The organism is Klebsiella planticola ATCC 33531 (assembly GCF_000735435.1).
GTDB lineage: Bacteria > Pseudomonadota > Gammaproteobacteria > Enterobacterales > Enterobacteriaceae > Klebsiella > Klebsiella planticola.
In genome coordinates, this window is record NZ_JMPP01000005.1 from 36,896 (window position 1) to 54,098 (window position 17,203).

Here is a 17,203-nt window from a genome sequence, read left to right on the forward strand (position 1 = left end):
ATATGTCAGCATTCCGAAGGCTGGCCTGAACGCGGAACGTGCATGAACAAATCCAACTTCGATTTCCTGAAAGGCGTAAACGATTTCACTTACGCCATTGCCTGCGCGGCGGAAAACAACTACCCCGATGACCCGAATACGACACTGGTAAAAATGCGCATGTTTGGCGAAGCGACGGCCAAACACCTGGGGCTATTACTGGATATTCCTCCCTGCGAAAACCAACACGACCTGCTGCGTGAGCTGGGTAAAATTGCCTTCATTGACGACAGCATTCTGTCCGTTTTCCATAAGCTGCGCCGTATCGGCAATCAGGCCGTTCACGAATACCACAACGATCTCGATGATGCCCAGATGTGTCTGCGCCTCGGATTCCGTCTTGCCGTTTGGTACTACCGGTTGGTGACCAAAGATTACGATTTCCCGGTGCCAACTTTTGTGATGCCTGAGCACGGCGAGGATCGCTACCACGCCGAAGTTCTCACGCTAAAACAGCAGCTTGAGCAGCAGGCACAGGAAAAAGTACAAAGCCAGGCCGAGCTGGAAGCTCAGCAACAAAGGCTCGTCTCTCTCAACGGCTACATTGCCATCCTTGAGAGCAAACAGCAGGAAACCGAAGCCCAGACCAAAGCACGTCTGGCCGCACTGGAGGCCCAGCTTGCAGCAAAAGATGCCGAGCTGGCGAAGCAGACTGAACAAGAACGCAAGGCCTATCACAAAGAGATCACCGACCAGGCGATCAAACGTACGCTCAACTTAAGCGAAGAGGAGAGTCGCTTCCTGATTGACGCCCAGTTGCGTAAAGCCGGCTGGCAGGCTGACAGCAAAACGCTGCGCTTCGCCAAAGGCGCGCGCCCGGAAGCGGGCGTCAACAAGGCGATTGCGGAATGGCCAACCGGTAAAGATGAAATGGGTAATCCCGGCTTTGCCGACTACGTTCTGTTCATCGGCCTCAAACCCATCGCCGTGATTGAAGCCAAGCGCAAAAACACCGATGTTTTCAGCAAGCTCACCGAGTCGTATCGCTACAGTAAATACTTCGATAACGCCTTCCTGCGCGATACGCTGCTGGAACATTACTCGCCCGATGAGGTACATGAAGCGGTACCGGAATATGAGGTAAGCTGGCAGGACACCAGCGGTAAACAGCGCTTTAAAATCCCCTTCTGCTACTCCACCAACGGGCGCGAATACCGCGCGGCGATGAAGACCAAAAGCGGTATCTGGTATCGCGACGTCCGCCACACCACCAACATGTCGAAAGCGCTGCCGGAATGGCATCGCCCGGAAGAGTTGCTGGCTATGCTGGGCAGCGATCCGCAGAAACAAAACCAGTGGTTTGCTGAAAACCCCGGAATGAGCGAACTCGGCCTGCGCTATTACCAGGAAGATGCCGTCCGCGCGGTGGAAAAGGCTATCGTGAACGGTCAGCAAGAAATTCTGCTGGCGATGGCGACCGGTACTGGTAAAACCCGTACCGCCATTGCTTTAATGTTCCGCCTGATCCAGTCACAGCGTTTCAAACGCGTGCTGTTCCTGGTCGACCGTCGCTCGCTTGGCGAGCAGGCGCTGGGATCGTTTGAAGACACACGAATTAACGGCGACACCTTTAACAGCATTTTTGATATCAAAGGCTTGACCGATAAATTCCCGGAAGACAGCACCAAAATCCATGTCGCTACCGTTCAGTCACTGGTCAAACGCACGCTGCAATCCGATGAACCGATGCCGGTCGGCCGCTACGACTGTATCGTCGTTGATGAAGCGCACCGCGGCTACATTCTCGACAAAGAGCAGACCGAAGGCGAGCTGCAGTTCCGCAGCCAGCTGGATTATGTTTCCGCCTACCGTCGCATTCTCGACCACTTCGATGCGGTAAAAATTGCCCTGACCGCCACGCCAGCCCTGCACACGGTCGATATTTTCGGCGAACCGGTTTACCGCTACACCTACCGGACAGCGGTGATTGACGGCTTCCTGATTGACCAGGATCCGCCTATTCAGATCGTCACCCGCAACGCGCAGGATGGGGTCTATCTTTCCGAGGGTGAACAGGTGGAACGCCTGAACCCGCAGGGCGAGCTGATCAACGACACGCTGGCTGACGATCAGGATTTTGAGGTCGCTGATTTTAACCGTGGCCTGGTGATCCCGGCGTTTAACCGCGCGGTATGCGGCGAACTGACCAAATATCTGGATCCCACCGGGCAGCAAAAAACGCTGGTGTTCTGCGTCACCAACGCCCATGCCGATATGGTGGTGGACGAGCTGCGTACCGCGTTCAAGAAAAAATACCCGCAGCTTGAACACGACGCGATCATCAAGATCACCGGCGATGCCGATAAAGACGCGAAGAAAGTGCAAAGCATGATCGTCCGCTTCAACAAAGAGCGGCTGCCCAATATCGTGGTCACCGTCGACCTGCTGACCACCGGCGTCGATATTCCGTCTATCTGTAATATCGTGTTCCTGCGCAAAGTCAAAAGCCGCATTCTCTACGAGCAGATGAAAGGCCGCGCCACGCGTCTGTGCCCGTCGGTGGGGAAAACCAGCTTTAAGATTTTCGACTGCGTCGATATCTACAGCTCGCTGGAAAGCGTCGATACCATGCGCCCGGTGGTTGTGCGTCCGCAGGTGGAACTGCAAACGCTGGTCAACGAAATTACCGATTCAGAAACCTACAAAACCATTGAAGCGGATGGCCGTAGCTTTGCCGAACACAGCCATGAACAGCTGGTCGCCAAGCTGCAGCGCATTATCGGCCTCGCCACCTTTAACCGCGACCGCAGCGAAGCGGTGGATAAGCAGGTCCGCCGTCTGGACGAACTGTGCCTGGATGCCGCGGGCGTCAACTTCGGCGGCCTGGCTTCGCGTCTGCGGGAAAAAGGGCCGCACTGGAGCGCTGAGATTTTCAATAAGCTCCCCGGCTTTATCGCCCGCCTCGAAAGGCTGAAAACCGATATCAACGCCCTGCGAGATGCGCCTATCTTCCTCGATATTGACGATGAGGTGGTGAGCGTCAAATCGCTGTACGGCGATTACGACACGCCGCAGGATTTCCTCGAAGCGTTCGATGCGCTGGTGCAGCACGCCCCTAACGCCCAGCCCGCGCTGCAGGCGGTGATCAATCGCCCGCGCGACCTTACCCGTAAAGGGCTGGTGGAATTGCAGGAGTGGTTTGACCGTCAGCATTTTGAAGAGTCGTCTCTGCGTAAGGCGTGGAAAGAGACACGCAACGAGGACATCGCCGCCCGACTGATTGGCCATATCCGCCGTGCGGCGGTGGGCGATGCGCTGAAACCGTTCGACCAGCGCGTCGACCATGCGCTGGAAAAAATTAAAGGCGAGAACGACTGGAACAGCGAGCAGCTAAGCTGGCTCAACCGTTTAGCGCAGGCGCTAAAAGAGAAAGTGGTGCTCGACGACGACGTGTTCAAAACCGGTAATTTCCATCGTCGCGGCGGTAAGTCGATGTTACAGCGCACCTTTGATGACAACCTCGACAAGGTGCTGGATAAGTTCAGCGATTACATCTGGGATGAGCTCGCCTGACGCGTTATCATCCCCGGCAATTTCTTCTTCTGCGGCCCCGATAAGGGCCGCTGTTTTACATGGGATCTTCAATGAACAATAACGATCTGGTCGCCAAGTTATGGAAATTGTGCGACAACCTGCGCGACGGCGGCGTCTCCTATCAAAACTACGTCAATGAACTCGCCTCGCTGCTGTTTTTAAAAATGTGCAAAGAGACCGGCCAGGAAGCGGACTACCTGCCGGAAGGCTATCGCTGGGATGATCTGAAGTCGCGTATTGGTCAGGATCAGATGCAGTTCTATCGTAACCTGCTAGTCCAGTTAGGCGCTGATGAGAAAAAGCTGGTGCAGGCGGTGTTCCATAATGTCAGCACCACCATTGAGCAACCCAAACAGCTCACTGAACTGGTCAGCTATATGGACGCGCTGGACTGGTACAACGGCAACCACGGGAAGTCCCGCGATGACTTCGGCGATATGTACGAAGGGCTGCTGCAGAAGAACGCCAATGAAACCAAATCCGGCGCGGGCCAGTACTTCACCCCGCGTCCGCTGATCAAAACCATTATCCATCTGCTGAAGCCGCAGCCGCGCGAAGTGGTGCAAGACCCAGCTGCAGGTACGGCGGGCTTTTTGATTGAAGCCGACCGTTACGTGAAATCACAGACTAACGATCTGGATGACCTTGATGGCGACACCCAGGATTTCCAGATCCACCGCGCGTTTATCGGCCTCGAACTGGTGGCCGGCACTCGTCGTCTGGCGCTGATGAACTGTCTGCTGCACGATATTGAAGGCAACCTCGACCACGGCGGCGCCATCCGTCTGGGCAACACGCTGGGCAGCGCCGGTGAGAGTTTGCCGCAGGCCGATATCGTCGCCACCAACCCGCCGTTTGGCAGCGCCGCGGGCACCAACATTACCCGCACCTTCGTGCACCCGACCAGCAACAAACAGCTGTGCTTTATGCAGCATATTATTGAAACCCTGCGCCCCGGCGGCCGCGCGGCGGTAGTCGTGCCGGATAACGTGCTGTTTGAAGGCGGCAAGGGCACCGATATTCGTCGCGACCTGATGGATAAATGCCGCCTGCACACCATCCTGCGTCTGCCGACCGGCATCTTTTACGCCCAGGGCGTCAAAACCAACGTGCTGTTCTTTACTAAAGGCACGGTCGCCAATCCGAATCAGGATAAAAACTGCACCGACGACGTGTGGGTGTATGACCTGCGTACCAATATGCCGAGCTTCGGCAAGCGCACGCCGTTTACCGAGCAGCATCTGCAGCCGTTTGAAACCGTCTACGGTGAAGATCCGCACGGCTTAAGCCCGCGTACCGAAGGCGAGTGGAGCTTTAACGCCGAAGAGAGCGAAGTCGCCGACAGCGAAGAGAACAAGAACACCGACCAGCACCAGGCCACCAGCCGCTGGCGTAAGTTCACCCGCGAGTGGATCCGCAGCGCAAAATCCGATTCGCTGGATATCTCCTGGCTGAAGGATAAGGACAGCATTGACGCCGACAGCCTGCCGGAACCGGATGTGCTGGCGGCAGAGGCGATGGGTGAGCTGGTGCAGGCGCTGGGCGAGCTGGATGCGCTGATGCGCGAGCTGGGCGCGGGCGATGAAGCGGATGCGCAGCGTCAGTTGCTGGAAGAAGCGTTTGGTAAGGTGAAGGCATGAGTGGGGGGAAATTGCCGGAGGGGTGGGTAAACACAACCATTGGAGACATCTCGGTTAAATGTTCACAACGAGTGCCTGATGAAAACGAGCAATTCATCTATGTTGATATCGGTAGCATAAATCGTGAACTCAAGGTAATTGAAAACCCTCAATATCTTATTGGCAAAGATGCCCCAAGTCGGGCAAGGAAAGAGATTAAAGCACATGACATCATTGTTTCGCTAACAAGACCGAATTTAAATGCTGTCGCTTTAGTGAGCGAAAAATATGATGAACAAATTGCCTCAACCGGCTTCGAGGTCATTCGGCCTACTCTGGTAGAAAGTCGCTATATTTTTGCGCTGGTTCGCTCACGTCATTTTATTGACTCAATTTCAGGATTAGTTCAGGGAGCATTGTACCCAGCGGCGAAGTCTAGTGATGTTCAATCCTATGAGTTTCCTCTGCCACCGCCCGCCGAACAAAAAATCATCACCGAAAAACTCGATACGCTACTGGCGCAGGTAGACAGCACCAAAGCACGTCTTGAGCAAATCCCGCAAATCCTAAAACATTTTCGTCAGGCTACACTTACGATGGCGATTAAAGGGGATTTAACGAAAAACTGGCGGGTTGAGAATAATATTATTAATGCTTGGACAAACCAAAAAGCAAGTGATCTTTGTATTAAAGTACAAAGTGGTTCAACACCAACAGGTAATCCATTTGAACAAAATGGAAAAATCCCTTTTCTAAAAGTATATAATATTGTTAATCAAAAAATAGATTTTGATTATAAGCCTCAATTTATAACAGATGAAGTTCACCGTTCGAAATCCAAGCGTTCCATTGCTTTCCCTGATGATATTTTGATGAATATTGTTGGCCCTCCTTTAGGAAAAATAGCCATACTTACAGATCAGTACCCTGAATGGAATTTGAACCAAGCCATAACTCTCTTCAGAGTTGACAAAGAAAAGTTGTCATCTAAATTTCTTTACTATGTATTATGCGAAGGAAAATTAGTCAGAGATGTTATGCATGATACAAAAGGTATAGTTGGTCAAATAAACATATCGTTAACCCAGTGCAGAGAAGCAATAATACCTTGTCCATCACGTCTCGAACAACACGAAATCGTCCGCCGCGTCGAACAACTCTTCGCCTACGCCGACACCATTGAAAAACAGGTCAACAACGCCTTAACCCGCGTCAACAGCCTCACCCAGTCGATTCTGGCGAAGGCCTTCCGCGGCGAGCTTACCGCCCAGTGGCGTGCTGAAAACCCGGATCTGATCAGCGGTGAAAACAGCGCTGCCGCCCTGCTGGAAAAAATTAAGGCTGAACGCGCCGCCAGCGGCGGTAAAAAAGCCTCGCGTAAAAAAGCATAATCCTTATAACAGCGCACCGAAAGCGTGCGCTTTTATATATTCACGCCCATTTATAACCTGCAAAAATATATCTTATTTATTCCGAATCGCGCTTATTACGTTCAGTTTTTAGCTGGACTTTTCTTTTATTTACTGATGATATACACAGGTATTTAGCGCGATATGGCCGTGCAGGAACACGGCCATATCGCTCATCACAATCACTATTTTCAAGGAATAGCCATCATGACTACCGTCCATTCTATTTCAGATCCGTGCGATCCAGAAGTCTCCCCAACAAATAACCGTCATCTTACCGTGAGTTATGCGAGTCGTTATCCGGATTACACCCGCATTCCCGCGCTCACCATGAAGGGCCAGTGGCTGGAAGCCGCCGGTTTTACCACCGGCACCGAAGTGGATGTGAAGGTCATGAACGGCTGTATTGTGCTAACGGCAAAGCCGCCGCAGCCGGAAGACTCTACGCTGCTTCAGTCTTTTCATCGGGTAGGTAAGCTGTCCGCCCGTAAGCAGCGGCAGGTGCAGGACTTTATCGACGTGATTTCAGGTAAACGTTCCGCCTGACGCTAACCGCTCCCGACCGTGAGTCGGGAGCGGTTCCTGATCAAGGAGCAATAACCTGCACCAGCACATCGGTTGCCCAGCTCTCCTCGCTGTTCACTACCAGGCCTTCTGCGCAGGCTTGCGCCATATTCCCAAGCTGGAAAGAGACGTCATCATTAAAGTTAAAATCACGCCAGGCTCGCGCAAAGTTAATACGCCAGTATCCCATCCCCTGATCAAAGCGGATTTTCAGCGCCTGGCCATTATCAAAACTTACCATCAGCTTACGGTGGTGCGGAATGTCGCGGCCAGAGTTGAACGCCTGAATCTCCACGGCTCGTCCCATGGATGCCGCAAACCACTGGTCGGCAAAATCCTGGAAGTCCGCTTCACTCATCCAGTCATGGAACGGTTTGTTCCCCGGTCGCTCTTTACTCCTGAACAGCGTATCAATCGTCACTTCCGCCTCTTGTGTCAGCATCGGTTTCAACGTCTTCAATAACCCGCCTAACAACGCCAGCGCTACGGGGTTTTGCAGATAGCGATCGCTGTAGTGGACACGCGTCACCCGGCATTCCGTCAGCAGGCGCTGAATATCATCCTGAGACTCGGTCAGCAGGTTCCAGAAGCGCTGGCCAAACTGAGAAACCGGGCCGTTAAGCTGCTTATGGATTTCAATATCGTTAACCAGGCCTTTGCTGCCCGCATCCTCGGATGGCAACTCTGTTTTATAAAGCGCTATCGGCGCCTGCAAATGGCTGCGAATAACCATCTGGCTATTCAGATGCCAGTTCGGCCCGGGGATGGTTGCTTCATGGCTGCGAGAAATTAACGTCATCAGGCGATCGTCAAACGTCACCTGCGCAACGAGCGGCGTATCCTTATCCAGCTCAGACTGGCACAGCTGCACGCCTATCGCCGTAAACTGCGCGAGTTCCAGAAGGATCTCCGGATCGTCAATGTTTCGCGGGATAACCAGCACCACCTCAACATCATCTTTTAGCCGGTAGTTCTGGATCGCGGTGCGGAACTGACGGGCATACAGATCCCACTCATTCAACGGCCCACTCATCCACAGCGTGAGCTTTCGACCACCATCGTTGATGGCCCGCCGCAGAGCATCTTCAATGCTCCCAGGGCAATATTGCGCATCAGCCAGTGAGAATTTCTCCTCATCCGGCAAACCAATATAGTGGCTGAAATCCGCCCCCAGCCAGGCCAGCGCCGCTTTACGATCCAGCAGATCGTGATCGTGGCGGGTCTGTGAGTCGAGCAGGCACTCGCTACAGGCGGTATCACAGTGGTGGCAGCCCAGCTGCTTCACCATTCCCTTCAGCACGGCCTCAATATGCAATGGCGCGCTGGAAGCAAAGCCCGCACCGCCGCTGATAATATCGTACAGCTGTACCGCCAGAACGGATTGCTCGTTCTCCAGCCTGACCGGGCGCACCGCGTAGCCCAGCTCCGCTGCGGAAACACCCAGCACGCTAGCCAGCGAGCGCCGCAGCGCCACGGCCAGCGTCATTGCAACAATGCGACCTTCTTCCGTGTTATCAGCTATATACTCTCCGTCCTGCGGGCGGCGTACAATCAGCTCTAAGACATCCGTCCGCGCCAGCGCCCCCAGCGTGACATTTTTATTCAGCGCCGTTGAACCCGGGCAGATAATCCGCTGATTCTGGCTATCCCGGTCGGCCTTTCCAGGACGAGGCGGATAGTGTGCTTCCATGGATTTCGGCGCATCCGTGAGGTTGAGCATCGACTCCGCACGACCGCAGCTCAGGCACAGCGCATAGCCGTGACCGCCTTCCCCCATACTTTGCTGGAACACATTACCGTCCGCCCCGGAAGCCATAAAGCCCATCAACGGGTTCGGCAGCGGTACACGCTCGGCCTTAACAAATACCCAGGCCGGCACAACCGGAATGAATTTCATGGTCTCAATATTATTGGTCACCGGATCGTGCGCATCCGTCACAAAACCCGCAGGTTGTAAAACCTGACGTCGGTTTTCCGGCGTGATGCGCTCACCACACGCGTCATTGGTACAGAACAAGTCTCCCGAACCGCCAATACCTTCCTCATAGCCTAACGTACCGCATTTGTGACAACGCCAGGCGCTATCCAGACGCTGAGCTTCATTGGTATCAGCATTAAGATTATGCCAGTGCAGAGACACCCCAGCGGAGCGGAAGACCCGGCCATCAAGGATAATCTCCGCGCCCGGCGCATACTCACGGATCGCCACGGAAAGGTTGCGTGAAGGCAAGCCTTTATAACGCGAGACGTTATCTTCACGATCGCTCTTATCACGGACTTTGTACGTTTTCTCGCGGATATAATCTTCCATAGTGAAGTTATCAAAAGTGACAACATCCGTTGGGAAGCCATATCCAGGCAGGAAGGTTCTGGCCGCCAAATCGCGCAGCAGATACTCGCCGCAGTGCCGTTTTTTCTCCAGCTCCAGACGTTTGCGATACGGCGTATTGGGCTGCGATTCACTTTCCTGCTTAACAAGATCGCGATAAATTCCCAGCCAGCGTTTCTGCAGCGCCGTAATCGCGTCGCACGTTTTATCCCGCAGCTTTTCTGCCGCAACGCCATGAAGCACGGTGCCTTTAACCAAACGAACCAAAGCCGCGTCAATACTCAGCGTCGGACGCTCCAGCCAGGCTTTGAAACGGTTACACACCGACTGTTCAAGCTCTTCACCAAAGAACCACTGACTATTAAGGCTGGTGCGTTCTTTTTCGGTTTCACCGATGACATGGCACAAATAATCTGACAGCAGCAGAGAATTGACATGGCGCTGTACCAGACGCTCAGAATTCATTGCCACCATCGGCGCAGGGATCACCGTTTCAAAAGGCCAGAGAGGGTTAGCAAAAACCTGCCGATCGTGCGGGTTGCCTTTGCACAACGTGTAAGAAATAGCGCGGGACTCTTTGCTTCGCCCGGCACGCCCGGCACGCTGTAAATAGTTAGCGGGGTGCGGTGGAACGTTATTCATCACCACGGCAGAAATCCCGCCAATATCTACGCCCATTTCCATAGTGGTTGAACAGTTGAGAACGTTAAGCTGTCCGTTTTTAAACATACGTTCATAACTTTGCAGACGTTCGGATGATTGCTGGGCGGAATGCTCTGCCGTGCGGTAGTAAAATCCACCTTCAACGACGCGATCGTTAATGTCCGTCCAGAGGTTTTGCGAACGTAATTGTGCCACCAGAGGGTCCTGACCCAGCCAGTCACGAACTTTTATTAACCCATCGACATAATCATCCTGAGAACGATCGTGCTGCCAAATCTCAGGCAGCGTCACCGCCTGGGCGATAAAAGCGTCATATTGTGTACTGGTCAGCCGTTCAAACTGAATATGCATTGGCAGATAAGGCGTCAAACCTCTGAAAGCCGTCGCCAGTAATTTATTAGTTACCGGGCAAATATAGGCTTTTTGAACCAGAGAGAATGTCAGATGTTCTTTAGGTAAATAAAAACGGTTGCCGTCAGATTTCAATACCGCTAATGACCCCGTCAACTGAAGCCATGCCTCTTTTAGCCACGCATTAACGATATCTATTGTGACCGTATTTACGCTGCTGAATTTAGCGCCGAGGATCAAAAGTTTGACCAGACGCTGCGTGACATTACCGTGACGAATTTGCGGCCAGCGTTTAACCTGGTTGTCATCAGGCTCTTTCGAATCGGGATTACGGACAAATTTTGAAGAGAAACGGCTACCAATCCAGTTTTTCAGATCTTCGTCCAGCTGGGTGTAGTTGCTTTCCCTGACATAAAAATCCAGCGTGACCTTAAGAAAATCACGCCAGTCATCCAGAGTTAACCCTTTATCTTGCCAATTAGCAGGAATGCTATGCGCCTTCTCCAGCCCCTGATAACCCACCTGAACCAGCCCTTGTGTCTCCAGGCTATTTGTGCGTTTCGGGCGCCGCATGAATTCACGGAAAAGCAGCATTTCAGCGAGTTTTAAAGGGCCACCATTTTCAGTGAAGATTTCAGGCTTGAGATAGTGGTTATACTGCAAGATAGGACCTTTGATATCCGCCTTATCTTTCAATTCCTTGACCATTTCGGACCAGGAAAGAGAAATCAAAACCGTATCGACTTTTCCGCCAGTGGCGACCTGGATAGCGTGCTCTAAGCGCTCAGCTTGTTCTTCACGACGGATCGCTTCTTCCGGCATCCCCCAATCATGAAGATTTTTCGCTTCTTCACGTGCCTGTGCTGCCATCTCAGTCAGCTTCGTTACGTCGGCCTGGGCATTTGGTGCATGTGTTGACTGTTTACGTTGGTGCCATCCAAGAATATCCACCACGCTACCGCGCAAACGGCTGCGCTCCGCTTCCTGCTGCATCCGCACCGCCATCCGTGCCGTTCCCTGACGACTATCAGTGAAGGTAATCAGTCGCCGCCCTCGTCCAGGCAAAGAAAGCGGGCCAACCCCCTCTTTGCCTTCATCACTGATAAAGTCCTGACAATATTCCAGCACGGTAGGCACGATATTCGTCACATAAAAAGGCCCGCCTAACAGTGCCCGCCGGAAGGGTTGTTTACCTTTCCCCCCTCTATAACCGCAGTTGCTGGCGCTACAAACCTGCTCAATATCATTCATCGCCAACGGAATACTATCCGGGTTGACTACGCCAATACTTCGAGTTTGACGATCGAGGCGCTGCACGATATAGCCCATTTCGGTATTACATTCCGCGGCAATAATATGGGGTGGCTGGAATACCTGTTCTTTTTGAACTTTTTCACTCGAAGAGTCAAAATCGTCAGGTGCTTCATCCTGCAGCGAAAACTCATCCCCGCCTTTATTGTCCCACTGTACAAGCTTTCCTTTTTTGTCACGGGCAAGTAAATGCGGTTCATTACACTCATTGCAGAACGCGAGTTCATAAACAGGGCTGCCACACTCGCAGTTTTGCCGCTGATTCACATATACATTGCCAAAAGGCCACCCCTTCTCAAGCGCAGTATTGTGTTTAGCTGAGCAATGTTTATCTACGCAGGCCCATATCCCTTGGGTATTACGCTGGAAAATATGCGCTCTGACTTTCAGAAATGCCGGTTCCTGCGCATTGGGAAGCGTACCGGTACAGAGATCGAGCCAGCGCAAAATATCCTGCTGAGTGTATTGATGTTTTGTTAGCTCATTCAATCGCCGGGTGAGCGTATCAAGAGTCATCGGTCTGGGTTGACTCACAAGCATTTCGCGGAGATGACGCGCTTGCGGAGAGTGGGTGAGCGCGGTGTAGCGCTCAAGGCTAATACCCTCCCCATCAGAATCAGGGATATGCTCAAGCTCATCCAGGGATAGAGAAAGATGCTGGCACGGCGCCAGGTCAGGAATGACACGGCTACCTCCCAGAACATCAATACGTTCCTGTGGCACACCGGACAACTCAGACAAGAATTTTTTCAGCTGTTTTTCAGCATCACTTCCAGCAATAGTCGCCGATGTTGCAACAAAGCGAACATCATCAGGCGTAACGCCAAACGCCGTCATGACACGACGGAGTTGTAAAGCCAGTTCAGCAGCCTGAGATCCTACGTAGGTATGGGCTTCGTCCAGAACGATCCAGCGTAATGATTTTTCCGCTTTTGATTTCTGAATGATAGGTGCATCAACCTGACGCACCATCATGTATTCCAGCATGGTACCGTTTGTGACCAGAATAGGCGCAGGTTCCTCACGCATTTTCTCACGCGAAAGCACTTCGTTTGGCCGGTTTGTCTGCTCACTTTTTACTGAGGCATGCAGCTCTTCAGTATTACCGTTATACAGACAGTACCGAATCCCGGTTCCAAAACCTTGGGTCCAGGCATCTAAACGTTCACGCTGTGAATTGATCAGGGCATTCAGGGGATAAAGGAAAAGGGCTCTAACGCCTATAAGTGGGTTTTTCCCGTTGTCCCGTAGTTCACGATAAAGATCCTCAAGCACCGGAACCATAAAACACTCTGTTTTACCCGATCCCGTGCCGCTGGTCACAACCACCGAATGTTTTTTATCCAGTAATGCCTGCCAGCTGGCTAACTGATGTGTGAAAGGTTTCCAGGTTGAGCCAAAACGATAGCGTCCGTTTTCTTCGTTATCGAGAGAATCAACAACCTCCTTACTCAGTAACGTTTGCTTTGTGGCAAGATCCCTCATCGTGAAATTTGACTCTTTCCAGCCAAATGTTTGTTCAAATACGGGAGAAGCCAGAAATGTTCCATCCTTTCCACATTCAGCCGCCATCTGCTGCGTAAGGTGCTCGCGAAGATACGGGTTGGTTACGCCCATAATGCTCAGCGTAGCTTCCGTCGAACGAGATAACGACTGTTCAATCAGCGAAGAAAAATAGCGTGTAGTCATTCTTATTCCTTTTTATTTCTTAGCCACATTACGCAATAAGCAATACTGGAAAATGGCATTAAACCATCGCGAGTCAAAATCTCTGACTTGTCTTAAGAAAAATACGGCACCAGGTTTATTTTCAAAAACACTGTCAAATGTTGTTTTGCCGCATGCAACAGCGGCAGCAAATATGGGGAGCAAAGTGACGGAATATCGATAACTGGTATCGGGCGAAACCTCAATAATGGGATCCTTTTGCGACGCATACCAACGAAAAAGTCCCGATCCACCAAACTCTGGCCAACGAGATTCACCATGTTCACGTAAGAGCTCCTGATGCCAGTCATGAATGATGCCTTTTATCATTTGTGCCGGAAAAGTCGGTGGTAATTTTCCCTGGTCTAACCATAATTGCACTTCGCTGGCATAGGTTGGAAATACAGTCCCTAATTGCTGGAACATTCGACCCAGTAACTTTATCTGCATTTCCTCCGGAGCACCTTTATGAGTCAGAAACGCTCGAAAACGCATCGAGGCATGTTTAACCTCAGTAATAGGTAAAAACTCCCAGAAAACAGGAAACTCGCTTTCGATACGGCTGAGATAATCAATGGACATCTCAAATTTAAACAGTGACATTGCTAATGCCCGTGGATGCTGAACCAAGGCACGCCATACCTCAAAGGTAGCCAGTGGTAAATATCCAAACTGATTGTATAAATTACGTAAGAACTGCCAGCCCGAGTGTGCAGGGTCGCTCGCCATTTGTTCCAGAACTAACGTGATGGTATTTACATCTGACCGCGGATTAAATAGCTGCGTTGCTTTTTGCAGGGATTGTATTGCCGTGGTATCGCTTTGGATTACCGGTTCACCTGCAATGTAGCATGGCCGGAATGAGGCTTCTTCACCTTGTTTCGGCAACACCAGCCATGGGCCATTATTTTGTATCGTCGAACTTAATTCGAATTCACCAACCGGTACGCCTTCGCTTGTTCTCGATACGAGCGATACTGCTTTTCTTTCAGGCTCACTGAGTAACATAATAACGGGTGAAGGGATCTGCCCCGTACGATTGCTCACTGAATTAGCAAGAAGAAGCTGCATTTCCCGATCATATTCAAGACTATATTTATAGCGCCTGATTTGCCAGGTAAAGGAGCTACCTCCGCCCTCAATACGCATATCCACTGTTTGATCAATCCCTTCCTCCAGGGAAAGTAAATTGTCAATATGCTCCCTTAAGCTGTATAAAGTAAGCTCTACCGGGTTTTCTCCCGCACTATAGCGCCACTCATACCATGCCTGCATTCCGCTACGGGATCGTAAACGCAGTTCAAGTTGGTATCGCGTAGGCTCACCATTCTTACCGAAAAGGTATGCTCTGGCTCCCAGAAGGTCGTTAATCGTTAAATTTTTTGGCAGTGGCTTCTCGTCTTTATCGAAAGCAAGACAGCCTCGTGCTGGAAATGGTAACAAAATAACAATCGGGTTCGCAGTGAGGTTTGGCGTTATTTGTAATGAAATCGATGCTGGAGGAATCCCCTCCGCCTTCATCAATATTTCTGTACTGCCGGACAAACGCTCCCGTCCAACTTCCAGTATTTTTTCTTTCAAACTATACAAACAAGGATACTTAGTAGTAATAATGACAGAACCTTCGTTTGCTTGTTGTCCGTTTTTTATTTCCAGACAAAAATCATTGGGAAGAACACCTATTTTCTTACGCAGTAAAGTTTCATTATTTTCGTTACGTACTGAAATAAACTGAGCTCCCATTTTCTCTTGCACATCACAATTATCTATAAATGTGCCGTTGAAAAAAAGTCTATAATGATGCGTTAATAGATTCTCAGAATTATGAGTAATTCCAGGAACACCAAGGAAGAGCTCATCCGGGTAGCTTGTCCAGTTTAACCGCTTCCCCTGGAAAGAGAACCCTGTCTGGATAATCTGCTCTCTTCCTGTCTTTATCCGATACGTTTCACCGCCTTCAATCAGGATATCCAGGCGCCCTTTGACAATCAGAGCGCGGCATCCCAAAGCCGAAAAATCGGTTTCACAATCCTCGAGCTCTGAGACCAGACAACCATCCTTTGGCAATACAATGAGCACATGGCTGCCACGTACACTGCAAGATGCTTGCCCTTGTAGCAACCATTCACTTTTATCAAAAACAAAAACTAATGGCACGTCGCCAACGGCAACCTCACTTCCTTCCAACAACCTGGTTCCGACAAGCATCCCTCCGGCTCTCGCCACAATAAACAAGCTGGCAGCGGGATTTTTTCGAAAAAACTTAATTTCACGCTTACGAACTCTCATTTTCGCCTGTGAATTACTCAGCGTTGCATAGGCAGGCCCCAGGCTCGCAATTTCGTTACCATCTTCATAGATGGCAAGCTCGAAACGTGTTGTAGAAGGTTCGCTGTCAATCGAAAAACTCAGCTCTTCCGGAAGAGAAATGAGCGACTGTAAAGCCTCAGGATGATTTTCTGACCATAAGAACTGGCATAGGGTTGTTCTATTTTTTTGAAGGCGAGGTTTGGATTCAGTAGAAGCTGTTCGTAAAAGTCCATTAAGGAAACTGGTCCCTGTATCGTCATCGAGAGGAACAGGGAAACTGTCCCGCCACTTCGGATGAACACGGTCAAGTTCTTTTACGGGTTCTGTATGGTTACTCAGATCATATATTTGAACAAGCGAAACTAACTGTTCAGCCATACGACTAATAAGCTCGACTGAAGTATCCTCTTTAAAAACGACTGGCAGAAATGATTTTTCTACCGCTGCATGAACTAACGCAAACGTGGAAATGTTAGCAGATTGGGCCTGAGCGTATTGATTGAGAATGAGAGAGAACATCGACTGAAAACGGCTATTAGACTCCTTCAACAATCTGAAAGGTAGACCGCCTTCACTGAATAAGGACCCTAAAAAATTCCGCCTTTCTGTATCATAGAATCGCACGGGGCGCCCCCAGTACCCATCCAGGCCTTTAGGAATTATTTTCCCCATTTCCGAGGAAGATGCTGATACGCCTATCGTTTTATAAATTGGCTCCCATGCCCATCCACATTCCCTTTCATAATCTCTTCGATACCACTCTGAGCAGAACAATGTGAAGCAGGCTGCGTACCCTTTATCACTTTTGTAACCATCGGGTAATCCTATCGCCCTCAACAACCGCTTCAACTCGCCATATTCATCACTCGTTGCATGGTACTCATAAAGAGGGCGATTATCAGGCCTTCTTAAACTTCTACGATTTAGAAATTTGACTAACCACGGAGTACATTTAAGTATTGATATATGTTCTGTATGACTCAAAGTATGCTCCTTTTATTTTCATAGTGAATGAATATGACAGGAAGATTTTTTATATAGTGAAATAAAAATCAAAACGGATCAGCATACATCTTTTCTGCATGGGCACCACCTCCAAATTTAAGTAGGTGCCTTAATAAAAGAGAGATAGTGTTGACCTGAAAAATTATTCCAATCATTTGATTTAATAGAAAAATATACTAATAAGATGTTAAGCTTTATCTATAATTGAAAATGTAAATATCACATACAACTATAGCAATGAATAGACCCAGAGAGTGCAGAAAATCGATAAACAGGGAACTAGTAAGTTGTTTTAATGGAAAACACACAAAAGATTCACTCTTGAGCGACATGATTGTATCTTTTGGTGCGAAGATCAACTC

6 protein-coding genes are annotated in these 17,203 nt (G+C 50.4%); 4 read left to right on the forward strand and 2 right to left on the reverse strand.

Annotated elements, in window-relative coordinates; all coding sequences use genetic code 11:
- The first annotated feature begins 42 nt into the window (after nucleotides 1-42).
- The 4 genes from hsdR to symE all read left to right on the forward strand — a co-directional run bounded on the left by hsdR (nucleotide 43) and on the right by symE (nucleotide 7,147).
- Entirely contained in the window at nucleotides 43-3,552 is a 3,510-nt protein-coding gene (gene hsdR / locus GRPL_RS23630; protein ID WP_032698275.1) for a type I restriction-modification system endonuclease, read from the forward strand.
- A 71-nt stretch (nucleotides 3,553-3,623) separates the two neighbouring features.
- Entirely contained in the window at nucleotides 3,624-5,213 is a 1,590-nt protein-coding gene (locus GRPL_RS23625) for a type I restriction-modification system subunit M (RefSeq protein ID WP_032698276.1), read from the forward strand.
- Nucleotides 5,210-6,583 carry a restriction endonuclease subunit S gene (locus tag GRPL_RS23620; protein ID WP_032698277.1) on the forward strand — a complete coding sequence of 458 codons (1,374 nt, stop codon included), beginning with the start codon at nucleotides 5,210-5,212 and terminating at the stop codon, nucleotides 6,581-6,583. Before GRPL_RS23625 ends, GRPL_RS23620 begins: the two co-directional genes overlap by 4 nt.
- A 225-nt stretch (nucleotides 6,584-6,808) precedes the next feature.
- Complete coding sequence (gene symE, locus GRPL_RS23615; RefSeq protein WP_032698278.1) at nucleotides 6,809-7,147, forward strand: endoribonuclease SymE; 339 nt, start codon at nucleotides 6,809-6,811, stop codon at nucleotides 7,145-7,147.
- Between the two features lie 40 nt (nucleotides 7,148-7,187).
- On the opposite strand, the gene GRPL_RS23610 is transcribed toward symE, so the two are convergent.
- The gene (locus GRPL_RS23610) at nucleotides 7,188-13,508 is read right to left on the reverse strand and encodes a DEAD/DEAH box helicase (RefSeq protein ID WP_032698279.1); all 6,321 of its coding nucleotides are present in this window, start codon (nucleotides 13,506-13,508) and stop codon (nucleotides 7,188-7,190) included.
- 12 nt (nucleotides 13,509-13,520) lie between these two features.
- Nucleotides 13,521-16,820, reverse strand: coding sequence for an STY4851/ECs_5259 family protein (locus GRPL_RS23605; protein ID WP_032698280.1), 3,300 nt, complete (start codon nucleotides 16,818-16,820; stop codon nucleotides 13,521-13,523).
- Between the last annotated feature and the right edge of the window lie 383 nt (nucleotides 16,821-17,203).